Raw genomic sequence first — 22,078 nt, forward strand, 5'->3', positions numbered from 1 at the left:
AAAAAGCGGGCTTTGAGCCCGCTTTTTTTTTTATTATGAAATGAAATTAGTGGCATAAAGTATTTTAGGAAATGTATAGAATTTATTAGGTTTGTAAAATGAATCAAACTTAACTCTTCTCTTTATTAAACCATAGTAAATGCCAGCATCATTTGTTTCTCCAACCATTGTACAGCCAATGATAACCCCATTTTCATCCAAAAAGATTTTTCTGAAATATTTTCTTGATTGATTATAAAAAGTAACTGTTTTTACATCATCTTTGAAATAACCTACAACCGCTACTTCGATACCGAATACTTCTGTTGTATTATTTTTTATACTACCATCATATTTTTCTTTAATACCAAGTATATGTTTTGCAGCAATTTCACCGTGTTCAACAGCTGTAATCCAATTCCCTTGTGTTGTATATTGCTGTGTTATAAAATCCTTATCTTCAGCTATATCACCACCAGCATATACATTTTCGATATTTGTCTGACAGTATTCATTAACCAAAATCCCCCAATTAATATTTAAAGGAGTTTCTTTAAATATATGAGTATTTTGTGTGACCCCTTTTCCTATAATAGCAAAGTCAGCGGTTAAAGTTTTGCCACTTTCAAGTTTTATTTCAATATCTTCAGTATTAGTCTGAATAGATTTGATATTGTCTTGTTTAAAGATTTTAACCCCTTTTGATTTCATTGTTTCTTCAATTATACTTGCAGCATCTTTATCAACTACTCTTGAAAAAACTCTATCAGATGAAATAACAAGATATTTTTCTACATCATCATTCAAATGGGATAATAAAGGGATTGTAACGAGTCCTGCACCATAGCCAACCACTCGTTTTGCTGTTTTATAAAACTCGTGTAATTTATCAGCATCACTAAGATGCCTTAAATTTAAAACTCTATCAGATTCAAAACCAATTTTTGTTGCTTCAGCTCCCAATCCAATAAATAAAAATTTGTAATTTATAGTTTCACTGTTTTCTAAAATAACATTATTTTTATCAAAATCGACTGCAGTAACTGAATTTCCAAACATAGCATCTATGTTGTTATCTTTATAGAAGTTTTTATCTACAATAAAAATACCGTTTCTATCTGTTTTTCCTGCAACATAATAAGGTGTTAACACTCTTGAATATGCTGGTAAATTTTCTCTATCTACCACCAATATTGTTTGAGTTTTATCAAATTTTCTAAATGTATTTACAAAACTTAAAGATGCGGCGCTATTTCCCAATACTACAATATCGTAATGCTTCATCTTATCCTCCAGGATAACCAGTTCCACCTAAGATATAGATAGTGATAGTATCATCTTTTTTAACTTTTATGTTTCTTTCTTTTCCTATATTGTTTCCATTTATTAATATTTGCAGGTATTTATGATTTTTTTCATCATCTGTTAAGAAGCGAGTTAAAATTTTATCTAAGTCCAATTCTTCTGTATGTTTTTTAAATCCATACTTTTCTTGTAGTTCGCCTAAAAACTTAATGAGGGGCATAGGGGAACCCCCTATGCCAACTGGAGTGCTTTTAGCTTATCTTCGGTAGGTAAACCATCTGGTGTCCAACCTCTCACCGCATAATATTTAGGTAATAATTCAGATAATTTTGCTATACTTCCTTTATGTGGGCCATCAGGAACAGGTTCTTCTAAAATTCTCTTTGGTAGAGTGTCATTTGATGGGTCAATTCCAGCTTTTAGATTAAATAATCTTTCTAAATTATAAATTCTTTCGCCACATTCTACATAATAATCTTCACTATAATCAAATCCACAAGCGGCGTTTAGAAAATCTGTTATTTGAGCTGATGTAATAGCAAAGGTAGTAAATAAACAGACTCCGCTAGAATCTACTAATGCTGTAACATCTTGAAAAATCTTACACCATTCTGCTTTCCCTTCAGTGGAAGTTGGGTCAAGTTTTTCAGGGATCCCCATAATTTCAGGTGAAATCATATATCCTCTTACATGGCATGCACCCCTGTTGCTTGTAGCATAATTTATAGCCATTCCTTGAGCCACTCTTCCATCATAAGCAGGAAATTCTAATTTTTTTACACTCATAGAGTAATAGGTGTTTCCATACATTTCAGCTAATCTGTAAGAACCTTCTGCTAATTTGTCACCAAATCCTTCTCTTTTACCCATTTTTTCAATCATTGTAACTAACACATCTGGATCACCAAATCTTAAAGGCATTTCTACATCTGAATCAGGTATTAACCCCTTTTCATACATTTCCATTGCACAGGCAAGTGTGGCACCAGCACTTATTGGATCTAATCCATATTCATTACAGATATAATTTGCTTTTGTAATAGCTTTCAAATCACTTACACCACAATCAGCTCCCAAAGCCCAAATTGGTTCGTATTCAGGACCTTCTTTTACAACATCTCCAGCAAGTTGAGTTACTCTTCCACAACCAATTATACACCCCATACACCCTTTATTTCTTTTAAGGTAAGTTTGGGCAAGCTTTTCTCCAGATATTTCTGGTGAACCATCGAATGTATCAAATTGGAAGTTTTTAGTTGGGAATAAGCCGTTTTCATTTATAACATTTACCAGAACTGCTGTACCATATTTTGGTAACCCTTTTGAAGTTACTGGCGATTCTTTTAAAATTTTGTAAGCGTTAAATGCTGCGACTCTATATTCATCCTTTTTGGCAATTTTTACACCACCAGTTCCTCTAATAGCAACAGCTTTTAAATTTTTGCTACCCATTACTGCGCCAACACCAGTTCTACCTGCAGCTCTGTGTTTATCATTGATGACACATGCAAATTTAACAAGTTTTTCACCAGCAGGGCCAATGGAAGCTATTTTTGCATCCTGATGGAATTCGTTTCTGATAATATCTTCTGTTTGATCAGTGGTTTTCCCCCAGATATGTGAGGCATCTCTTATTTCCACTTTATCATTATAAATTGCTAAATAAACAGGTTTGCCAGCTTTCCCTTCGAAAATAATCATATCATATCCAGCATATTTCATTTCAGATGGGAAATAACCTCCTGAGTTTGATGAAGCTATTGCACCAGTTAATGGTGCTTTGGTTACTACCATATATCTACCGTTTGCTGCACCAAGTGTTCCTGTGAGTGGGCCTGTTGCAAAAATAAGTTTATTTTCAGGGGATAGTGGATCGACATTAGGATCTACTTCTTCATATAAATATTTTGAAGCAAGCCCTCTACCGCCAATGAATTTTTTTGCCCAATCAAAGTTTAAATTTTCTATTTTATATGATCTATCTGTTAAATTAACTCTTAATATTTTACCTGTCCATCCATACATATTACACCTCCATGGTTCCTTCTTTTAATACATTAATAAATTTTTTGATTTTACTACGGGTTGCAGTGTCCTCTTCGCTATATGTGAGACAACCTGTTGGACAAAAAGCTACGCACTCTGGATAGTCATCACCACAGAGATTACATTTATCCGCTTTCATTTTCCATGGAGCATATTTGATCATTCCAAATGGACATGCGCTTACGCAAGTCCTACAACCTACACATTTTTCATCTATAACAGAAACAACACCTGTGTTTACGTCTTTTACAATTGCAGCTTTTGGACAGGCTTTGTGACACCATGGTTCGTCACATTGCATACAAGTCGCTGTTATGAAAATTGCTTCTTCTAAAAATACTTCATTAACAATTCTTGATTTTGCAGGTGAAAACTCACCTGTGTGTTTAAAAGAGCAAGCTAACTCACATGACTTGCAACCTATACACTTTTCTGGTTCTACTCTGATTAGTTTTTGCATAGGGGACCTCCCTTCGTTTATTGAAAATTACCTCAATATAAATTATAACATGGTTATGAAAAAAATGCAAAAAAACTTAAAAGAGATTCAAAGGGAAATTATAAATCCGTTATATAATTATTTAAATAACAAAGAGATAGACTTGGTTGAATTGATTAAAAATATTTTTATTACTTTGTTTGTAAAAAGAGAGTTAATACATTGTGGATTATTCTGTGAATTGTTTGATAAAATTAAAAATTACCCCCCACAGGTCTCTACACTGTTTAGACAGGAGTATGTAAGATATACCTATTTTCCATTATGTTATGAAAATATTAACCAATTGAAATTTATCTTAAAAAAATATGCTGATAATTCTATTTATGAAATTGCAGGTGGGAGTGGTTGGCTTTCATACTATTTAAATAGATATGGTGTAAGATTAATAAATGTTATTGATGACTATTCTTGGGATAAATTATTTGAAAAGGAGTTACCTTTGCCTGTTGAAAGGATAGATGCGATAAAAGCTATAGAACGTGATAACCCAGCAGCTGTTTTAATAAACTATCCACCACCTGATGAAGATTTTTTAGAGAGATGTTTTGATAAAATGAAAAAAAATAGTTTTTTTATAGTTGTTTGTGATAGAGATCATAATGTAGCTGGTAATAGAAACTTTTTTATATCATTTTCTGACAAAATCATTTTTGAACAAGAACTATTTTATAGCTTTCCTGGGTTTAACGATACTATTTTTGTTTATAAAAAATAAAAGCAGGGCGTACATTGTACACCCTGAAAAATTGTAAATATATTAACGTTTTGAGTATTGAGGGCTTTTTCTCGCTTTTGGTTTCCCGTATTTTTTCCTTTCCACCATACGAGGATCTCTTGTTAGGAAACCTTTTTTCTTTAATGGTGCCCTGAAATCTTCGTTATAAGCTACCAGTGCTCTTGCAATTCCGTGTCTTATTGCACCAGCTTGGCCTGATTTTCCACCACCTTTTACAGTGATGTAAAGATCAAATTTGTTTGTAGCATTAACAGTTTCAAGTGGTTGCATCAAAATCATCTTAAGTGTAGGACGTTCAAAATATTCATCAACAGTTTTACCATTGATAATGATATTACCACTACCAGGTTTTAAAAATACTCTTGCAACAGAAGTTTTTCTTCTACCAGTACCATAAAAGTATTCAGCCATTTATAATCCTCCTAAAGCTCTATCTTTTCAGGTTTTTGAGCTGCGTGAGGATGCTCATTAGAAGCATAAATTTTTAATTTTTTGAGCATTTTTCTACCTAATCTGTTTTTAGGTAACATCCTTTTCACAGCTAATCTTAAAACTTCTTCAGGTTTTTTTGCAAGCATTTCTTCGAGTGTACGCTGCTTAAGACCACCTAAATACCCTGAGTGTCTGTAATAGATTTTTGATTTTAGTTTATTTCCTGTTACATGGATTTTGTCTGCATTTATAACAACTACAAAATCGCCAGTATCAATAAAAGGTGTATAAATAGGTTTATTTTTCCCCATCAAAATTTTTGCAATTTTAGAAGCTAATCTACCTAAGGTTTTACCCTCTGCATCGACTAAATACCATTTTTTTTCAATATCTGGTTTTGCCCAAGTTGTTTTCATTTAACCACCTCTTTATCTTCTTTCTTTAATTCTTGCAGCTTTTCCTCTAAGTGCTCTTAAATAGTAAAGTTTTGCTCTTCTTACTCTACCTTTTCTAACAACTTCAAGCTTTTCAATTCTAGGTGAGTAGTAAGGGAATGTTCTTTCAACACCAACATTGTTAGTAACCTTTCTCACAGTAAAAGTGGATGAAGCTCCATTTCTGTGAATTCTGATTACTACCCCTTCAAAAGGCTGAACCCTTTCTCTACTACCTTCTACAATTCTAAAATGTACTCTTACAGTATCTCCAGGTCTAAATTCTGGAAGCTGTCTCGTCATAAATTCTTGCTCTACAGCTTCTATGAATTTGTTTTTCATGATGTATCCTCCTAATTTATATTTAACCTATCTAAAATTATTGCTACTGCACTTCTTACAGATAAATGATTAAATTCATCAAAGCCTTCAATTCTCTCTAACACATAATCACAAACAGCTAACATATCATCTGAAAAACCCCAACCAGTTCCAAAAAGTAATAAAATCGGTTTTTCAAAGGTAAGACTTTTTAGTTTATCAAAACTAATTGTATTATCTTTTTTTCTTGCAGTAGTACCAACTAACAACGGTTTTTCACCTTCTAATTTTTCTATTTCATCTATTACTTCTATTAAGCTCTCTTTAACTTTAGTAACTCCAAAAGCTTCTTTCCTATTTTCATTGTAAAAGGCACCGTAACCTTCTTGCCAGTGCTTCAAAACTCTATTTGCTATATCCCTTTGTGCTGGCAAAGGGTTAATTACATAATAATTTTTTACTCCAAATGTCTTACAACTTCTCGATATATCGTGCAAATCCATATTAGTTATCGATGTAGCTACAATATTTTTTTCTTTATCATACATGGGGTAATGCATCAGCCCCACATAAAGTTTTCGCATCTTTTTTATTCTGGACAAAACAACATTATCCAGAGCAGACTTTTTTATCAAATCAACTCTATTTTGTAAAGTAATTTTTATAGATTTTTCCAATCTCCACTCATTTATTTTTTGATGATGTCCTGAAATTAGAACTTCAGGTACTTTTAAACCTTCAAATTCATAAGGTCTAGTATAATGAGGATATTCAAGTAAACCTTCTAAAAATGATTCCTCTTTGTTGGATGTTTCATCACCAAGAACCCCAGGGATTAATCTGGCAACTGCATCAATTATAACCATTGCAACAAATTCACCACCTGTGATTATAAAATCTCCAAGTGAAATTTCTTCATCTACAACTAATTCTCTAACCCTTTCATCGACCCCTTCATATCTTCCACAGATAAAGGTTAAACTATCATAATTTAAAAGTTCTTCAGCTTTTTTTTGGTTAAATGTTTTACCTCTGGGATCCAGTAAAATTATATGAGAGTTTTCTTTATTTTTTAGCAATCTTGCGGCTTTTACTATGGGTTCTGGCTTCATTACAAGACCAGCACCACCACCGTATTGATAATCATCTGTCATTTTGTGTTTATCTTCTGCAAAATCTCGCAAATTTATTGGGTTAACCTTAAATAATCCGTTTTCTATCCCTTTTGATAAGACACCATACTCAAAAGGGGATTTAAACATGTCAGGGAAAATGGTTAATATATTAAATATTTTCACTTATTAAACCATCCCTATCTATTATTATTTTTTTTAGCTTTTTATCTATTTTAAGCACATGATATGGGTTGTTAGAAATTAAGTAATAACCATCTTCTGTTTTTATTCTAAAAGCTTCTACGCTTCCTGTTTCTTCATAGTCTTCAAGTTCCCCTATAAAAATATCGTTTGTGTCGTATACTTTAAACCCTTTTATTTCAAACCAATAATATTCGTTTTCTTCTAATTCAGGTAAGAGGTCTGTTGGATACATTATATTAAAACCTGATAACTCTTTTGCTTTTTCTTTATCATCTATATTTTCCAATTTAATTAAAAAGTATTCGTTATGTTGTCTGACAGATTCCACTCTCAAAGCTCTTATTATTTCAGATTCTTTAGCTAACATCAAAACTTCTAATGATTCAAAAAGTTCTGGATACTCTGTAACTGGCAAAACTTTTACTTCACCATCCAAACCGTGTGAATTTTTGATAATCCCAATTTTTATATATTTCATTTTATTAAAGATAAAGCCCTCATAAAGAGGGCTTTTTTTATTCAAGGATTTCTAAAACTACCCTTTTTCCTCTTTTGATACCAGCAGCGCCTAAAATTGTTCTTATTGCTCTTGCAGTTCTACCTTGTCTTCCTATAACCTTGCCAAGGTCAGCAGGATCAACTTTTAATTCAATAACAGTAGTTTTTTCCCCTTCCACTTCTTCAACAACCACTTTGTCAGGGTGATCCACAAATGACTTTACTATGAATTCTACTAACTCTTTCACATTACACCTCCGCTATTAGCTTTTCTTTGGGAATTTGTATTCATGGAACTTTGCCATAACGCCCACTTTGGAAAGCAAGCTTCTTGCAGTATCTGTAGGGATAGCACCTTTCTTTAACCACTCAAGAGCTTTTTCAGCATCAATTTTGATTTCAGCAGGATCAGTAAGAGGGTTGTAATAACCTAAAGATTCAATATACTTACCGTCTCTTTTTGCTCTACTATCTGCTACCACTACTCTGTAAAAGGGTCTTTTCTTTCTTCCCATTCTCATTAATCTTATTTTAGTTGCCACTAAAGCACCTCCTTTTATCTAAAAAGATTTTTTAGCATATTTTTATCTATTTTCTGTTTCCCAGAAAATTGTTTTTTAAATTTTTTCATCATTTTATTCATTTGTTGAAGTTGTGTTATTAATTTATTTACTTCTGATACAGATGTGCCACTACCTCTTGCTATCCTTCTTTTTCTACTTGCATTAAGTATTTTATAATTAGATCTCTCTAATGGGGTCATTGAATTTATAATAGCTTCAATTCTTTTAAAGTTTTTTTCATCCACTTCTATATTTCCAAGTCCAGAAAACCCAGGTAGAAGTTTTAATATACTTTCAAAGGAGCCCATTTTTTTTATCATTTTCATTTGTTGAAGCATATCATTGAAATCTAAGCCATGTTTTTGAATTTTATTAGCTAATTTCTCTGCCTCTTCTTCTTCGATAGCATCTTGAGCCATTTCAACAAGGGTTACAATATCACCCATCCCTAAAATTCTGGATGCCATTCTATCTGGATAAAAAGGCTCAAAGGCATCTAATTTTTCACCTGTACCAACAAATTTTAATGGTTTACCTGTGACTTCACGAATGGAAAGTGCCGCACCACCTCTGGCATCACCATCAAGTTTTGTAAGTATAACACCAGTTATATCTAAGATATCATTAAAAGTTTTTGCGACATTTACAGCATCTTGACCAGTCATTGCATCAGCAACAAAAAGGATTTCATCAGGATTGATTGCTTCTTTAATATTTTTGAGCTCATCCATCAATGTTTCATCAATATGAAGTCGTCCGGCTGTATCGATGATTACTACATCCTTTGCTGCAGATTTAGCATACTGTATTGCATCAGTAGCAATTTTTACTGCATCTTTTTCATCCCTTTTTGAAAACACATCTACTTTGAGCTGCTTTCCTAAAACCTCTAACTGATCAATAGCAGCAGGTCTATAAATATCATCAGCAACGAGCAAAATATCCTTTTTATTTTTTTGGAAATATTTGGCTAATTTACCAGCAGTTGTGGTTTTACCAGAACCTTGAAGACCAACGAGCATGATTTTTGTGGGGGGGATAGGGTTGAGCTTTATTTTGGTGGATTGGTCACCACCACCTAATACATTTACTAATTCGTCATGAACTATTTTTATAAATACCTGATCAGGTGTTAAACTTTTAAGTACTTCTTCACCAAGAGCTTTTTCTTGGACGGCTGAAATAAATTTTTTAACTACTTTATAGTTAACATCAGCCTCTAAAAGGGCTAATCTTACTTGCTTAACAGCATCTTTTATATTATCTTCTGTTATTTTTGCCTGCCCTTTAATCTTCTTAAAGACAGCATTTAACTTTTCATGCAGTGTTGCAAACATAAAACTCCTATCACCTGCCACATATTTAATTTTGCAAGAAAACCTAATTAACTCACCAAAATAGATTTGTCAATCACAAATTTCTTTAATTTCTAAAATTCTATCAATGCGGAAAATACGCTCTTCATTTCTCATTTTACAAAACCCTTTTAGCCCTGTGAAATCTTTTCCAGCATAAGTCATTTTCCCTATATCAGTAGGGATAATTACCCTTTTAGATTTTTCATCTTTGGTTTTTAGATATAAAATTTCAATATTTGATTTGTTTTCTATTGCTTTTTTAATTATTTCTATTTTTTTGTTTAAAGGTATTTTTTTCTCGGATAGTTGATACTGAAAGCTTGTAAGGAAGTTTACAACTTTTCTGTCTAAAATAATACTCTTTTTAGAGATTTTTTTTGTTATAATTACGCCGTCTAAAGAGGTGCACCTACTAAAGGCTACATAAAATTGACCAGGTGCAAAAAAATGATTTCTGGTATCTATTATGACATTATTAAAGGTTTTACCCTGACTTTTGTGTACAGTAATTGCATAAGCAGGTTTTATTGGAAATTGTGTATAAGAACCAACTGTCTCACTTACAATCTTTTTTGCTGATTTATCGTAATAGAATTTTATCATATCCCATTTAAAAGGGGAAATTTCTACTAAATTGCCATTATCAAGAACAAGCTCAATAATCTTTTCTTCTGGGTATATGTTTGTTATAAACCCAATTGTTCCATTTACCCAAAGTTTATCTGGAGAATTTGTTAATAACATAACCTGAGTACCTATTTTTAATTGTAGATTTAAAGGTGTGGGAAGATTGTTTTTATCAAAATTCCCTTTTAAAGTACCAATTAGTTCGTATAATTTCCCATTAAGTTTAGAAAGTTTTTGGTTATTGATTTCTTCTGCATTTTTATTTATTGTTGTCAAATAAATATATCCTTCATCATTGTCTATTTTATCTTTGACTCGAGAATTTATTACTTTGATATCTTCGTCAGTTACAGTATTGTTTCTTATTCTGTTTAATATATCTATAAATGTTTTGTCAGATTGGCGATAAATTTTTTCAAATTCAATGAATTCTAAATCGAGTTCTTTAAATATATTTGCTTCGAAAAAATAGGGTGATTTATATTTTATTTTAAAAGCTTTTTTTTGTTGTGATGTTAATACAGGTGGCAGTTGGTATAGATCCCCTATGAATATCATTTTTGTACCGCCAAAGGGGAGTTTTGGATTTTTCACCCTTTTTAAAAATAGATCGATACAATCTAATAAATCTGCTCGAACCATCGATATCTCATCGATTATTATGGTATGAATATGTTTATATTGTTCGTAATCATAAATATAGAGATCAGGAATTTTGTCTGGAGTAATATCTATTGGAAATTGAAAAAAAGAGTGTATTGTTTCTCCACCAATATTGACTGCAGCAACTCCTGTGGGTGCAAGAACCACAGCATCTAAGGTAGCCTCATTTAATAGATATTTTAAAAAAGTAGATTTGCCAGTTCCTGCTTTTCCTGTGATTAATAAATGCTTTTCAGAGTTGAGAGCTAAGTCTAATGCTTTTTGAAACTCTGAATTGAAATCAAGCTTCATTATTTATAGGTAAACTTCAATAATGTCGTAATTAGTGCCTGTGATACATTTGCCACCATTTTTTGTAACGATATATGTATTTTCTATCCCCACCATTCCTATTCCATCTATACTTTTTTTGGGTTCAACAGCAATTACCATATTTTCTTCTAAAGGTATATCAAAACCCTTTGCTATTGCAGGAAATTCATCTACATTTAATCCAATACCGTGACCTAAAAATTTTACCTGATTTGATTTATAACCCATAAAACCGTTGAGAAAATCATTGTCAAGTTCGGCCATTATATTGTTATAAATTTCTTGTGGTGTAATTCCTGGTTTTAACATTTCTGCAACTTTATTTTGTATAGCTACACATTGTTTATGTATGTCGATAACTTTATTAGGTGTTTTACCAGTGTAATATATCTGTGTTTTATCAGTATAATACCCCATATAGCCACATGCTGTATCTACATGAACTAACATATTTTTTTCTAATCTTGTTTCTCTGTTTCCAAAAAGCGGAACAGCTGGGCAGACCCCTTTTAAGCCACCAGGCCCATCAAATGAATTGAAATAATTTGAATTTTCACCAAAGCAAATATTTCCCAAATATAGCTCACCATTAAATGATTTAATTCTTGTTATTCCATGATGCCCTATTTTTAACATTTCGTTTAAGAGTAGTCTTGCAAAATCAAATTCGGTCATCCCCTCTACAAGAAGTTTTGGAACAATATCTTCTTTTGTGATTCTATGAATTTCACCAGCTTTAACAATAAACTCAAGCTCATATTCACTTTTTATAGACCTTGTGTAATTTATTGCTAAATCAAGTGATTCTACCTTTTCAAAATTAAAATAAGAGTTAAACCTTTCAAAGATTGAAATTGGTGTGCTGTCTTTACTTATATGCACAGTTTTAGGTAAGTGAGTTATGTATTGGTTAATATCTCTAAAGCTTTTTATAGGAACGAGATTTTCAAATTCTGATTCTGCCAATGCTCTATCAAAGTTTCTTCTAATAAAAAAGTAGGGTTTATCATCTCTTTGAATAAAGAGTGTGCCGTTTTGCATTGTACCAGTGAGGTAAAAAATGTTAATTTTATCAAAAAAAACTGCGAGTTCCCATTCTGGTGCAAATTTATTCATTGTTTCTTTAAACATCTTTAATCTTCTTTGCAATTCGTCTTTTGGAGTTTTAATCATAAAAGTTCCTCCAGATTGATTTTTTTGGTTTTTAGATGGTTTTTTAATTTTGTTAAAATTCGTTTTTCAATCTGTCTAACCCTTTCTCGAGTAACTCCCAATCGCTTACCTATACATTCAAGAGTTTCAGGTTCGCTCCCATCCAAGCCATATCTTCGTATTATTAATTTTTTTTCAGTTTCGTTTAGACATTCTATCCAGCTCATAATTAATTCTTTATTCTTTTGCTGTAAAACTTTCTTAAAAGGGTCATATTTATTATCTGGCTCTGGTAAAATATCATGTAAGGTGCTGGTATCATCTTCATTAATAGAGTTATCAATTGAGATGTTTTGCTGCATAGCATCGATAGCTTTTTGGATTGTTAAAAGAGACATTCCACATTCTGTAGCAAGCTCGAAAAGGGTAGGTTCTCTCTTTAATTTTCTTCTAAGTTTTTCTGATGCTTTTTTTACTTTTATGATATTTTCATTCATGTGAACGGGTATTCTAATCATGTTGGTTTGATTGACTATTGCTCGCTCCATTGCTTGTCTAATCCACCATGTAGCATAAGTACTAAATTTGAACCCTTTTTTGTAATCAAATTTTTCTACAGCTTTGATTAACCCAATATTCCCTTCATTGATTAGGTCAATGAGAGGTAAGCCTCTATTGTTGTATTTTTTTGCTATGGAAACGACAAGCTTTAAATTACAATTTATCATTAATTTTTTAGCTTCTTCATCTCCACTTTCAATTTTTTTTGCTAATTCAATCTCTTCTTCTTTTGTAAGTGTAGGGTATTTAGAAATCTCTGATAGATAAATCGATAGTGACTCTAAATCATCACTTGATACAGAATCTTTAATGTCATCTAATTCTAATTCATCATCTTTTTCAAATTCAAAATCTAAATCCATCATAACCTACTTATTTCATATAAAAAATCACTTTTATTTAAAAAGTTATTTTCGTGGACTAAAGGTGATTTGTAACTAAATACTTTTTTCCCTAATTTTAATGCTATTGCGATTTCACTTGCTGTGCCGTATTCACCGCCAACTGAAATTACAATATCCCCTGAAGATACTACCAAAATATTTCTTGCATGATTTAACCCTGTGGGAATAACAATATCACAGAATGGATTAGCATCTTTTTTGTTATATGTAGGGATAATCCCAATTGTTAAACCGTTGTGTTTTTTTGCGCCCTTTAAAGCGTACTCCATTACCCCTGAGAGTCCACCAGTTATAACAGCATACCCTTTTTTTGCCATTAATTCACCGACAGATTCCGCAATGTGACAGATTTCAGGATCAAAACTTGATTGCCCTATAACAGATACAGTATCCACATTATAGAATTAGTATTTTTTTAACTTTTCGTCAATAATTAATATTTTTTACCAAATAATTATTTTATTTAAAATACAAATTTTACAAAGTTGCAATTACCGATTTTGCTTTCAATGAGTTTATTGTTTTCTTTTATGAATAATTTTAATTCACCTTTTAATGGAATAACCAATCTGCCGCCATTTTTTAACTGGTACAAAAGCTCTTGGGGTAATTCTTCTGCTCCAGCAGTTACAATTATTTTATCAAAAGGTGCATATTCTTCCCAACCGATTTTCCCATTATCAATTTTAAATCTTATATTATGAATATAGAGTCGTCTAATAATATTGGTAGCTCTACTATAAAGGGCAGGGATCCTTTCTACTGTGTACACTTCTGATACCAGTTTTGATAAAATTGCAGCTTGAAACCCAGACCCTGTACCAATTTCTAATACTCTGTCAGATGGTTGAGGGTTTAAAACTTTTGTCATTTTAGCTACTGTAGAAGGTTTAGAAATTGTTTGTCCATACCCTATAGGGAGAGCATCATCTTTGTATGCTAATTTAAGTAAAGCTTCATCAACAAAAAAATGGCGAGGAACTTTTACAAAGGCTTCAGCTATTCTTTCATCATTGCATGCTGGAATAATTATATCTTTTATAAAATTTTCTGGTACTCTCATGCTATCACCTGTGTTCCTATCCCTGAGTCTGTAAATATTTCTAGTAAAACAGAGTGCCTTATTCTGCCATCAATTATATGTGCTTTAGAAACACCATTTTCTACAGCATCTTTGCATGCGTCTATTTTTGGTATCATCCCACCTGTCAAAGTTCCATCCTTTTTTAAATTTTCTATTTCAGAAACTTTTATTGTGCTTATTAGATTTTTGTTTTTATCTAATACACCTACTACATCAGTTAAAAGTATAAGTTTTTCAGCTTTTAAAAATTTAGCGACACTTGATGCAACTAAATCAGCGTTTATATTATATGTTTCAAAATTATCATCTATCCCAACAGGTGCAATAACAGGTATAAAGTTTTTGGTTATATTTTCAAGTACTGCAACATTGACTGATTCTACAATTCCAACATGCCCTATATCTATAATTTCTGGGGTTTGGATAAAATCATCACTCTTTTTAATTAACAATTTTTTAGCTTTGATAAGATTGCCATCTTTCCCTGAGAGACCAATTGCATTTCCACCATGTTTGTTTATAAGCTTCACAATCTCTTTGTTTACACTTCCAGCTAAAACCATTTCCACGATATTCATTGTTTCTTTATCCGTTACTCTCATCCCTGATATGAACTTTGAGTCAATATTAAGTTTTTTAAGCATTTCACCTATTTGGGGACCGCCACCATGAACTATTACTACATTTATTCCTATAAATTTTAGTAGTGTTATATCTTGAGCAAAACAACTTTTAAGTTCTTCATCAACCATTGCATGTCCACCATATTTTATTACAATGGTTTTACCATAAAATTTTCTTATATAAGGTAAAGCTTCTATGAGTATGTTTGCTTTTTCGATAAGTCTTTCCATCGGTTTCTCCTCAAATATTGAATATATTTTTAAACTTTGTTAATAAGTTTTGTGTAGATTTTATATTTTCTTTATTATTTGGTACTATTGTTTTTAGTTCATTTAATCTTTCTTCTAATATTTTTACAATATTGTTATACAAGCTGGTATTATGTAAGAAAACTTTAAATACAGGCCTTGAAATTTCTAAAAGGGTTGAATCGGTTTTTGTAATCACAGTTGCCATCCTTTTTTCTCCAGTTAATAAACTCATTTCTCCAAACATATCACCTTTTGTTATTTCTGCAATTTTCTTTCCATTTTTTATTATTTCCAATTCGCCGTCAATTACTACAAACATTGACTCTCCAGTTTCATTCTCCTTAATAATTGTAGTTCCAGCAGGAAAACTAACGATGTGAGAAAATTTCACAATATTAAATAATAAACTTTCAGGTAAATTTTGAAATAATGGGATTTTAGATATTAGTGATACAGTATTTGTAATATCAGCATCAGTGTTATCTTTTTTGTCCTCTAAAGGTTTTTGTATAATAGTTCTTATTGGAAATGGTATCTCAATGTTTGCCATTTTAAATTCATACCATAAAGATGAATAAATTTCGTCTCTTGCATCTCTTAGATATCGATATTCTTTAATCCAAAAAGCTATATCATAGTCGATACTGAAATCATTATAGTTTTTAAGATAAATATTTATTTCCTTTGATTTATCAACATAGATACAATTTTTTAACACTTTCATTACAACCTGTTTTAATTTTGCAGGTGGAGTGTCATAACTGACTCCAATGTTTAGCAAAATTCTCATTGATTTTTCCGGTTTGTTATAGTTTAAAAGATTTCCAGAAGAAATGGTATTATTCGGAATGATGAGATAAATATTATCAAGGGTTTTTAGCTTGGTATAGCGCCAGTTTATCTCTACTACTTCACCTGATTCATTATCAACCTTTATCCAATCCCCAACATCAAAAGGCTTTTCAATCTGTATAATCAATCCTGAAATTAAGTTTCCTATAGTATCTTTCATGGAAAGACCGATAATTGCAGTGAGTATAGCAGATGGTGTAAGTAGAGTTATTATATCGATATTAAAAACTATTCTCAGTATAGAAAGTATAAATATTACTAAGAATATTAATTTTATTATATCAATAATGATATGTTTTATCTGTTTTTGTTTGTACTTTATGAGATAATCTTCAATATAAATTTTTACAATTAAGTTGTAAAAAATTGTAATGATTAAAGCTAATTCAACAAATGAAGATATTTTATTTAAAATAGGTGAAAAGTTTATTTGTGATTTGAGTATTTCTAATATTATAATAATGAATAAAAAGTTGAGGTTCTTACTTAATGATTTATTAATATTGAATTTCTTAGTTAGTTTGTTTATGAGAAGTTTTGATACTAAAAAAAATAGAATTACGATTAATACGATCAAAAACTCAATAAAATGTGTCTTTAAAAAATCAGCATTATATTTCGACAACAAACTCACCAATTTCTTTTCTTTTTCTTTCTTTGATTGAATTTTCTTTTGGGTATCCTAATGGCGTCATTAACAGGGGGATTTCATTAGGTGGTAAATTTAAAGCTTCAATAACCTTTTTTTCATCAAAAGCAGCTATATAACATGTCCCAAGTCCAACTTCAGTAGCGGCTAAAATAAAGTAATCAGCAATTATTGTGACATCGCATAAAAGATAATCTTTACCATCATTTCTTATCCAGTTGTTATCTGTTAATCCCACGAAAACAACAATAATTGGAGCTTCATTTAACCAGCTTCTAGGATAAGCTTCACATAATTTATTTTTTAAATTTTTATCTTTTATTATATAAATTTTCCAAGGTTGCCTATTTGCAGCACTGGGTGCTAATCTTGCTACTTTTAAGATATAGTTTATCTTTTCTTCTTCGATGGATTTGGATAGATAACCTCTAACTGAATATCTTTTGTTGACAAGATGATAAAATTCCATAAAATTTCTCCTAAATGAATATATAATTAATTATACAAATAAATTTGTTAACTGTAAAGAGTGAAACAATGGGGGGCATATGGCTATAATATACTATTCCTCTTTAGAAAATAAAAAATTGAATTCCCCTTTGGATAAGATTAAAAAGATTTTTAAAAAATTAAAACCTGAAGAGGTCTTTGATAAAGGTTCATTAATTGCTGTCAAAACACATTTTGGGGAGCTTGGGAATACAGCATTTATAAGACCTATTTTTTTAAGACCTATTATTGAAGTCTTGAAACAGATAAAAGTAAAACCTTTTTTAACTGATACAAATACATTGTATGTAGGTATGAGAACTAACAGCGTAGATCATTTACATAACGCATTTATGAATGGATTTAATTATTCTACTTTGCAAGTACCAGTGATTATAGCTGATGGCTTAAGAGGTGAAAACAGTATTTCTTGTAAGATTGATGGAAAGTTATTAAAAGAGGTGAAGCTTGCATCCGATATTGTACATTCTGATGGTATGGTATGTGTTAGTCATTTTAAGGGGCATGAGGTGTCTGGTTTTGGCGGTGCTATAAAAAATTTATCTATGGGGTGCGCTTCAAGAGAAGGTAAATTGGCAATGCATTCAGTTACAAGACCGAAAGTACATGCAGAAAAATGTACTGCATGTGGATTGTGTAAGGATGCATGTGCAGCAGAGGCTATTGTAGTAAAAAAGTATGCAGAGATTACAGATAAATGTACAGGCTGTGCTAGATGTATTGCTGTATGCCCACATGGAGCAATAGGGATAAATTGGGATGAAACAGCAGAGAATACCTCTTTGAAAATGGCTGAATATGCTTATGGGGTATCAAAGATTTTAAAAGGGAAAATTCTTTACATAAACATAGCGACTAACATTTCACCTGCATGTGATTGTTATCCAGGCAATGATAAACCTGTTTGTGATGATATAGGTTTTTTTGCATCTACTGATCCAGTTGCTTTGGATAAAGCTTGTTATGATTTTGTTATAAAAAAGCTTAGATATGATCCTTTTAAAAAAATATATAACTATATTGATCCTTTGGTTCAGTTAAAACATGCCGAAGATTTAGGCTTGGGCAGTTTAAGTTATGAATTAAAAGTTATTAAATGATTTTTTAATTTTTTGGTTGACTAAAAAGGATAAAATGATATATAAATCCTTTCCCGATACTTATGTCTAAAATGGAGGTGATAATAAATGTTTGCTATTGTCAAGACTGGCGGAAAGCAGTATACAGTAAAGGTTGGAGATGTCTTGAAGGTAGAAAAGCTAAATGCTGATACAGGCTCAACTGTTGAGATAAAAGATGTATTAGCAGTGGCTACTGAACAAGATTTGGTTCTTGGGACACCTGTTGTAGAAAATGCAAAGGTTGCAGTAGAAGTTTTAGAACATGGGAGAGATAAAAAGATTCTTGTATTTAAGAAAAAGAGAAGAAAAGATTATAAAAAAAGATACGGTCATAGACAGTATTATACTAAGATTAAAGTTAAAGATATCAAAGTAGGTTAGGAGGCTTAAATGGCTCATAAGAAAGCTGGTGGTAGTACTAAAAACGGTCGAGATAGCCAAAGTAAAAGGCTGGGTGTTAAAAAGTTTGGTGGTGAGCTTGTAAGAGCAGGAAATATAATTGTAAGACAAAGAGGTACAAAATTCAAACCTGGGAAAAATGTAGGGCTTGGTAAAGATTATACAATTTTTTCTCTTATTGATGGTTATGTGAAGTTTGAAGATAAAGGGAGAATGGGCAAATTTGTTTCAGTATATCCTGAAAGAGTCTAAATAAAGCCCCGCTAAGGGGCTTTTTTTTCTTGCATTTTTTCCTGTTGTAGTTCTTAGTAAAATCTATATTATAAAATAAAAAAAAGAGTTTGTTTATGAAATTTATTGATGTAGCAAAAATTCATGTAAAAGCAGGAGATGGCGGAAGAGGTTGTGTAAGTTTTAGAAGGGAAAAGTTTGTCCCTAGAGGTGGCCCTGATGGCGGAAATGGTGGGGATGGTGGGGATATTTATTTAGTTGGTGATGAAGGTAAATCAACCCTTTTAGATGTTACATTTAATCCAATTTATAAAGCATCCCGTGGTGAGCATGGTAGAGGAAAAGACCAACATGGGAAAAAAGGGGAAGATCTATATATCAAAGTACCTGTTGGAACAATAGTAAAGGATTTTGAAAGTGGTGAAATAATTGCAGACATTACTAAACATGGTCAGGTGGTGCTTGTTGCTAAGGGGGGTAAAGGTGGTAGAGGTAATAAAATGTTTGTATCTCCCACTCAAAGAGCACCAAGGATTGCAGAAGAGGGTGAACCTGGTGAAGAAAAGATATTGCTGTTAGAGCTAAAATTGATAGCAGATGTGGGTATTATAGGTTATCCTAATGCAGGTAAATCCACTTTTATTTCTGTAGTTTCTGCTGCTAGACCAAAAATAGCTGATTACCCTTTTACTACTATTACTCCAAATCTTGGGGTAGTAAAAGGTGAGTATGGTGAAAGTTTTGTGATAGCTGATATGCCAGGATTGATTGAGGGAGCACATAAAGGCGTTGGCCTTGGTATTCAGTTTTTAAGGCATATAGAAAGAACAAGATTATTATTGCACTTTATTGATGCATCCGATTTTGAAACACCTATGGAAGAAAGGTATGAAAAAATAAGAGAAGAATTAAAAAATTATTCTTTAGATTTGTTAAAGAAAAAAGAGATTATTGTTTCTACAAAACTTGATGTAGCAAATAATGAGTTTTTATCTAATTTTAGAAATTATATTGATAAAATAGGAAAAAAAGATGATTATTTTGAAATATCTTCTATAACCAGAGATGGTGTGAAAGATTTATTAAAAAGGGTTGAACAGGAGATAGCAAGATTAAATGAAAAGAATAAATGAGATTTTATCAAACAGTTTACCAGAGAATATAAGTCGGACTTTGTCATTGGTAAAGCTTTGGGGAGAGGTTGGGGGAGATTTTTTGGCAAGGTATTCGACACCTTTATTTTTAAAAGATGGTGTGCTGTATATAGGAACATGGGAACATATTTTGAAAAATGAATTTTTTTTCTTAAAGGATGATATAATAAATAAATTAAGAAATAATAACATTGATGTTAAAGATATAAAAATAATTATGCTTCATAAAGAAAATAGAAGAAAAGATAAAGAAATTTTACTTAAAGAACCAACAGATAAGGAAAAAATGATAGTTGAGAGACTAGCAAGTAAAATAAATAATGAAGAATTAAGAGAAAAGTTTAGAAATGCGATGTTGGCATATTTCAAAAGATATTCATATAAAGATTTTTTAAAAAACGATTTTTAATATTGATTAATTTTAAATTAAAATTATTATAGTTTAGAGTAAAGGAGGTAATAAATGGTTTTGAAAATTGTTAAATACCCAAATCCAATTTTGAGAAGGAAATCAAAAGAGGTGGAAAATATAGATGGTAGAGTGAAAAAATTAATTGATGATATGGTTGATACTATGTATGCCGCTCCAGGTGTGGGGCTTGCAGCTCCTCAAGTAGGGGTAAATGAAAGGATACTTGTAATTGATCCAACAGCTGGTGAGGATAAAACAAAGCTTATAAAAATAATCAATCCAGTCATTGTAGAGGCTGAAGGTGAAGTAATTGCTGAGGAGGGTTGTTTAAGTATACCTGGTGAATATGCAAATGTTAGAAGAGCAGCAAAAGTATTAGTGAAAGGTTTAGATATTGATGGGAATGAAATTCAGATTGAGGCAGAAGATTTGTTAGCTAGAGCTTTTCAACATGAGATTGACCATTTGAATGGAGTTCTTTTCTTAGATAGATTGACCCCCACAAAAAGAGAGACAATTCAAAAACATATTAAAAAGAGAATAGCTGCTGGTGATTATGTATTAGATTGATTGTTTTTATCACAAAGCTCTTTAATTTTATCTACGAGTTTGTGTTTATCAAGTATTTCAAATTTTATATTTTTATCTGTACAAATCACGTTTGATGATGAAAAGATGAAACATCTTGTTTCTGGAGAGAGCTTGTTTATTAACTCAATTATTTTTAAACCAGATTCATTTTTAAGATTTAAATCAATAAATGCGTAATTAATTTTGTGGCTTTCTAATACTTCTTGTAGATGTTCTCCAGAACTTTTTGATATAAAATTAAATTTAAGTCTTTGGGCTAATAAGTTAACGATATCATGAAAGGTATGTTCATCATCGATCAACAAGATATTCATAATCAGCCTCTTGCAATTCTTGTGTATTTAATATAATCTTTATACAAAAATTAGAAAGGGTTGTAAATGAAAAAAAATAAAATTATTCTTTTTATAATCTACATTCTTTTTTTACCAATAATTGTTAATGCAGATGCTGTTGATGTTTTATTAAGCAAATATTCTAATGTTTTTTTGTTGGAAGCTGAGTTTGTTCAGAAAACTTTGATAAAGGGGTTTGATGAAGAATATTACTCTGGAAAAGTTTATCTTATCAAAGGTAAAAAACTTTTGTGGAATTATGAAAAACCTTATTGGCAATTTTATTTTTTTAATAAAAATATTATGGAATATTATGATAGTAGTTTAAAACAATTAATGAGGCAAAAGATAAATTTGGAAGATAATGTTGTTTTGCAACTTATTATGGATTTGTCCACTTTGAAGAAAAACTTTAAAATTGAATTTTTAGAGGATAGAAAATTTAAATTAACACCTAAAGAAGAGATCGGTATTTTGTATATAATATTACAATTTGATAATATCTTTGTAAAAAGAATAAAAAGTGAAGATAATTCTGGCAATATCACAGAAATAGTTTTTCAAAATGTTGAAGTTAATAAAAAAATTGATGATAAAGTTTTCAATCTGGTAGTTCCTTTAGATACAGAAATATTTGATTATACTAAATAGTT

The 22,078-nt window shown here is 31.2% G+C and carries 29 protein-coding genes; 8 read left to right on the plus strand and 21 right to left on the minus strand.

Translation table 11 applies throughout. The features are described from left to right. Window positions 1–33: 33 nt before the first annotated feature. From OWM07_RS03305 to OWM07_RS03320, 4 genes are read right to left on the minus strand one after another with little or no spacing between them, the layout of a single operon-like run. Window positions 34–1,263, minus strand: a complete 1,230-nt coding sequence (locus OWM07_RS03305) for an NAD(P)/FAD-dependent oxidoreductase (protein WP_423302240.1) — start codon at window positions 1,261–1,263, stop codon at window positions 34–36. Window position 1,264: 1 nt separating this feature from the next. Further along, window positions 1,265–1,504 carry a hypothetical protein gene (locus tag OWM07_RS03310; RefSeq protein ID WP_423302241.1) on the minus strand — a complete coding sequence of 80 codons (240 nt, stop codon included), beginning with the start codon at window positions 1,502–1,504 and terminating at the stop codon, window positions 1,265–1,267. Between the two features lie 11 nt (window positions 1,505–1,515). Next, complete coding sequence (locus OWM07_RS03315; RefSeq protein WP_423302242.1) at window positions 1,516–3,309, minus strand: aldehyde ferredoxin oxidoreductase family protein; 1,794 nt, start codon at window positions 3,307–3,309, stop codon at window positions 1,516–1,518. A 1-nt stretch (window position 3,310) separates the two neighbouring features. Next, on the minus strand, window positions 3,311–3,790 hold the full coding sequence (locus OWM07_RS03320) for a 4Fe-4S dicluster domain-containing protein (RefSeq protein WP_423302243.1): 480 nt from the start codon (window positions 3,788–3,790) through the stop codon (window positions 3,311–3,313). A 55-nt stretch (window positions 3,791–3,845) separates the two neighbouring features. Between OWM07_RS03320 and OWM07_RS03325 the strand changes: the two genes are divergently transcribed. Continuing rightward, complete coding sequence (locus OWM07_RS03325; protein WP_423302244.1) at window positions 3,846–4,547, plus strand: hypothetical protein; 702 nt, start codon at window positions 3,846–3,848, stop codon at window positions 4,545–4,547. Between the two features lie 42 nt (window positions 4,548–4,589). On the opposite strand, the gene rpsI is transcribed toward OWM07_RS03325, so the two are convergent. The 16 genes from rpsI to OWM07_RS03405 all read right to left on the minus strand — a co-directional run bounded on the left by rpsI (window position 4,590) and on the right by OWM07_RS03405 (window position 17,141). Beyond that, window positions 4,590–4,979 (minus strand): 30S ribosomal protein S9, encoded by a 390-nt coding sequence (rpsI, locus tag OWM07_RS03330; protein WP_423302245.1) that lies wholly within the window; start codon window positions 4,977–4,979, stop codon window positions 4,590–4,592. Between the two features lie 11 nt (window positions 4,980–4,990). Further along, window positions 4,991–5,416 carry a 50S ribosomal protein L13 gene (gene rplM, locus OWM07_RS03335; protein WP_423302246.1) on the minus strand — a complete coding sequence of 142 codons (426 nt, stop codon included), beginning with the start codon at window positions 5,414–5,416 and terminating at the stop codon, window positions 4,991–4,993. Window positions 5,417–5,428: 12 nt separating this feature from the next. After that, a complete protein-coding gene (rplS, locus tag OWM07_RS03340; RefSeq protein ID WP_423302247.1) occupies window positions 5,429–5,776 on the minus strand; it encodes a 50S ribosomal protein L19 in 348 nt (115 codons plus the stop codon). Window positions 5,777–5,787: 11 nt separating this feature from the next. After that, a complete protein-coding gene (gene trmD, locus OWM07_RS03345) occupies window positions 5,788–7,053 on the minus strand; it encodes a tRNA (guanosine(37)-N1)-methyltransferase TrmD (protein ID WP_423302248.1) in 1,266 nt (421 codons plus the stop codon). After that, the gene (gene rimM, locus OWM07_RS03350; protein ID WP_423302249.1) at window positions 7,040–7,552 is read right to left on the minus strand and encodes a ribosome maturation factor RimM; all 513 of its coding nucleotides are present in this window, start codon (window positions 7,550–7,552) and stop codon (window positions 7,040–7,042) included. The genes trmD and rimM overlap by 14 nt, the downstream gene beginning before the upstream one ends. Window positions 7,553–7,589: 37 nt before the next feature. Beyond that, window positions 7,590–7,820: a KH domain-containing protein gene (locus tag OWM07_RS03355; protein WP_013007009.1), complete on the minus strand. Its 231-nt coding sequence runs from the start codon at window positions 7,818–7,820 to the stop codon at window positions 7,590–7,592. A gap of 15 nt (window positions 7,821–7,835) precedes the next feature. Continuing rightward, window positions 7,836–8,114: a 30S ribosomal protein S16 gene (gene rpsP / locus OWM07_RS03360; protein ID WP_423302250.1), complete on the minus strand. Its 279-nt coding sequence runs from the start codon at window positions 8,112–8,114 to the stop codon at window positions 7,836–7,838. A 14-nt stretch (window positions 8,115–8,128) separates the two neighbouring features. Further along, a complete protein-coding gene (gene ffh, locus OWM07_RS03365) occupies window positions 8,129–9,472 on the minus strand; it encodes a signal recognition particle protein (RefSeq protein WP_423302251.1) in 1,344 nt (447 codons plus the stop codon). Window positions 9,473–9,541: 69 nt separating this feature from the next. Then, entirely contained in the window at window positions 9,542–11,074 is a 1,533-nt protein-coding gene (locus OWM07_RS03370) for an ATP-dependent DNA helicase (RefSeq protein WP_423302252.1), read from the minus strand. Between the two features lie 3 nt (window positions 11,075–11,077). Beyond that, on the minus strand, window positions 11,078–12,268 hold the full coding sequence (locus OWM07_RS03375) for a M24 family metallopeptidase (protein ID WP_423302253.1): 1,191 nt from the start codon (window positions 12,266–12,268) through the stop codon (window positions 11,078–11,080). Then, window positions 12,265–13,170: a sigma-70 family RNA polymerase sigma factor gene (locus OWM07_RS03380; RefSeq protein WP_423302254.1), complete on the minus strand. Its 906-nt coding sequence runs from the start codon at window positions 13,168–13,170 to the stop codon at window positions 12,265–12,267. The genes OWM07_RS03375 and OWM07_RS03380 overlap by 4 nt, the downstream gene beginning before the upstream one ends. After that, window positions 13,170–13,607, minus strand: coding sequence for a TIGR00725 family protein (locus OWM07_RS03385; protein ID WP_423302255.1), 438 nt, complete (start codon window positions 13,605–13,607; stop codon window positions 13,170–13,172). The genes OWM07_RS03380 and OWM07_RS03385 overlap by 1 nt, the downstream gene beginning before the upstream one ends. Before the next feature lie 68 nt (window positions 13,608–13,675). Next, window positions 13,676–14,275 (minus strand): protein-L-isoaspartate(D-aspartate) O-methyltransferase, encoded by a 600-nt coding sequence (locus tag OWM07_RS03390; protein WP_423302256.1) that lies wholly within the window; start codon window positions 14,273–14,275, stop codon window positions 13,676–13,678. Continuing rightward, window positions 14,272–15,150: an acetylglutamate kinase gene (gene argB, locus OWM07_RS03395; RefSeq protein ID WP_423302257.1), complete on the minus strand. Its 879-nt coding sequence runs from the start codon at window positions 15,148–15,150 to the stop codon at window positions 14,272–14,274. The genes OWM07_RS03390 and argB overlap by 4 nt, the downstream gene beginning before the upstream one ends. Window positions 15,151–15,160: 10 nt before the next feature. Beyond that, window positions 15,161–16,657 (minus strand): cyclic nucleotide-binding domain-containing protein, encoded by a 1,497-nt coding sequence (locus OWM07_RS03400; protein WP_423302258.1) that lies wholly within the window; start codon window positions 16,655–16,657, stop codon window positions 15,161–15,163. After that, window positions 16,635–17,141, minus strand: a complete 507-nt coding sequence (locus OWM07_RS03405) for a nitroreductase family protein (RefSeq protein WP_423302259.1) — start codon at window positions 17,139–17,141, stop codon at window positions 16,635–16,637. The genes OWM07_RS03400 and OWM07_RS03405 overlap by 23 nt, the downstream gene beginning before the upstream one ends. A gap of 79 nt (window positions 17,142–17,220) precedes the next feature. On the opposite strand from OWM07_RS03405, the gene OWM07_RS03410 reads away from it, so the two are divergent. From OWM07_RS03410 to def, 6 genes are all read left to right on the plus strand, one after another. Then, window positions 17,221–18,282, plus strand: a complete 1,062-nt coding sequence (locus OWM07_RS03410; RefSeq protein ID WP_423302260.1) for a DUF362 domain-containing protein — start codon at window positions 17,221–17,223, stop codon at window positions 18,280–18,282. Between the two features lie 87 nt (window positions 18,283–18,369). Beyond that, window positions 18,370–18,684 carry a 50S ribosomal protein L21 gene (gene rplU / locus OWM07_RS03415; protein WP_423302261.1) on the plus strand — a complete coding sequence of 105 codons (315 nt, stop codon included), beginning with the start codon at window positions 18,370–18,372 and terminating at the stop codon, window positions 18,682–18,684. Between the two features lie 9 nt (window positions 18,685–18,693). Further along, complete coding sequence (gene rpmA / locus OWM07_RS03420) at window positions 18,694–18,954, plus strand: 50S ribosomal protein L27 (RefSeq protein ID WP_423302262.1); 261 nt, start codon at window positions 18,694–18,696, stop codon at window positions 18,952–18,954. Window positions 18,955–19,049: 95 nt separating this feature from the next. Beyond that, entirely contained in the window at window positions 19,050–20,066 is a 1,017-nt protein-coding gene (gene obgE, locus OWM07_RS03425) for a GTPase ObgE (protein WP_423302263.1), read from the plus strand. After that, window positions 20,050–20,496 carry a DciA family protein gene (locus OWM07_RS03430; protein WP_423302265.1) on the plus strand — a complete coding sequence of 149 codons (447 nt, stop codon included), beginning with the start codon at window positions 20,050–20,052 and terminating at the stop codon, window positions 20,494–20,496. Before obgE ends, OWM07_RS03430 begins: the two co-directional genes overlap by 17 nt. Window positions 20,497–20,550: 54 nt before the next feature. Next, window positions 20,551–21,069 (plus strand): peptide deformylase, encoded by a 519-nt coding sequence (def, locus tag OWM07_RS03435; RefSeq protein ID WP_423302266.1) that lies wholly within the window; start codon window positions 20,551–20,553, stop codon window positions 21,067–21,069. Here the strand turns inward: def and OWM07_RS03440 are convergent. Further along, window positions 21,054–21,404 (minus strand): response regulator, encoded by a 351-nt coding sequence (locus OWM07_RS03440; protein WP_423302267.1) that lies wholly within the window; start codon window positions 21,402–21,404, stop codon window positions 21,054–21,056. The genes def and OWM07_RS03440 overlap by 16 nt on opposite strands. Before the next feature lie 66 nt (window positions 21,405–21,470). Between OWM07_RS03440 and OWM07_RS03445 the strand changes: the two genes are divergently transcribed. After that, window positions 21,471–22,076, plus strand: a complete 606-nt coding sequence (locus OWM07_RS03445; RefSeq protein ID WP_423302268.1) for a LolA family protein — start codon at window positions 21,471–21,473, stop codon at window positions 22,074–22,076. The last annotated feature ends 2 nt before the right edge of the window (window positions 22,077–22,078 follow it).

The organism is Deferribacter thermophilus (assembly GCF_049472675.1).
Classification (GTDB): Bacteria; Chrysiogenota; Deferribacteres; order Deferribacterales; family Deferribacteraceae; genus Deferribacter; species Deferribacter thermophilus.

Coding starts and splice junctions, on each gene's coding strand:
- OWM07_RS03305 (WP_423302240.1), bottom strand. CDS start 1,263: ATGAAGCATTACGATATTGTAGTATTGGGAAATAGCGCCGCATCTTTA.
- OWM07_RS03310 (WP_423302241.1), bottom strand. CDS start 1,504: ATGCCCCTCATTAAGTTTTTAGGCGAACTACAAGAAAAGTATGGATTT.
- OWM07_RS03315 (WP_423302242.1), bottom strand. CDS start 3,309: ATGTATGGATGGACAGGTAAAATATTAAGAGTTAATTTAACAGATAGA.
- OWM07_RS03320 (WP_423302243.1), bottom strand. CDS start 3,790: ATGCAAAAACTAATCAGAGTAGAACCAGAAAAGTGTATAGGTTGCAAG.
- OWM07_RS03325 (WP_423302244.1), top strand. CDS start 3,846: ATGAAAAAAATGCAAAAAAACTTAAAAGAGATTCAAAGGGAAATTATA.
- rpsI (WP_423302245.1), bottom strand. CDS start 4,979: ATGGCTGAATACTTTTATGGTACTGGTAGAAGAAAAACTTCTGTTGCA.
- rplM (WP_423302246.1), bottom strand. CDS start 5,416: ATGAAAACAACTTGGGCAAAACCAGATATTGAAAAAAAATGGTATTTA.
- rplS (WP_423302247.1), bottom strand. CDS start 5,776: ATGAAAAACAAATTCATAGAAGCTGTAGAGCAAGAATTTATGACGAGA.
- rimM (WP_423302249.1), bottom strand. CDS start 7,552: ATGAAATATATAAAAATTGGGATTATCAAAAATTCACACGGTTTGGAT.
- ffh (WP_423302251.1), bottom strand. CDS start 9,472: ATGTTTGCAACACTGCATGAAAAGTTAAATGCTGTCTTTAAGAAGATT.
- OWM07_RS03370 (WP_423302252.1), bottom strand. CDS start 11,074: ATGAAGCTTGATTTCAATTCAGAGTTTCAAAAAGCATTAGACTTAGCT.
- OWM07_RS03375 (WP_423302253.1), bottom strand. CDS start 12,268: ATGATTAAAACTCCAAAAGACGAATTGCAAAGAAGATTAAAGATGTTT.
- OWM07_RS03380 (WP_423302254.1), bottom strand. CDS start 13,170: ATGGATTTAGATTTTGAATTTGAAAAAGATGATGAATTAGAATTAGAT.
- OWM07_RS03390 (WP_423302256.1), bottom strand. CDS start 14,275: ATGAGAGTACCAGAAAATTTTATAAAAGATATAATTATTCCAGCATGC.
- argB (WP_423302257.1), bottom strand. CDS start 15,150: ATGGAAAGACTTATCGAAAAAGCAAACATACTCATAGAAGCTTTACCT.
- OWM07_RS03405 (WP_423302259.1), bottom strand. CDS start 17,141: ATGGAATTTTATCATCTTGTCAACAAAAGATATTCAGTTAGAGGTTAT.
- OWM07_RS03410 (WP_423302260.1), top strand. CDS start 17,221: ATGGCTATAATATACTATTCCTCTTTAGAAAATAAAAAATTGAATTCC.
- rplU (WP_423302261.1), top strand. CDS start 18,370: ATGTTTGCTATTGTCAAGACTGGCGGAAAGCAGTATACAGTAAAGGTT.
- rpmA (WP_423302262.1), top strand. CDS start 18,694: ATGGCTCATAAGAAAGCTGGTGGTAGTACTAAAAACGGTCGAGATAGC.
- obgE (WP_423302263.1), top strand. CDS start 19,050: ATGAAATTTATTGATGTAGCAAAAATTCATGTAAAAGCAGGAGATGGC.
- OWM07_RS03430 (WP_423302265.1), top strand. CDS start 20,050: ATGAAAAGAATAAATGAGATTTTATCAAACAGTTTACCAGAGAATATA.
- def (WP_423302266.1), top strand. CDS start 20,551: ATGGTTTTGAAAATTGTTAAATACCCAAATCCAATTTTGAGAAGGAAA.
- OWM07_RS03440 (WP_423302267.1), bottom strand. CDS start 21,404: ATGAATATCTTGTTGATCGATGATGAACATACCTTTCATGATATCGTT.
- OWM07_RS03445 (WP_423302268.1), top strand. CDS start 21,471: ATGAAAAAAAATAAAATTATTCTTTTTATAATCTACATTCTTTTTTTA.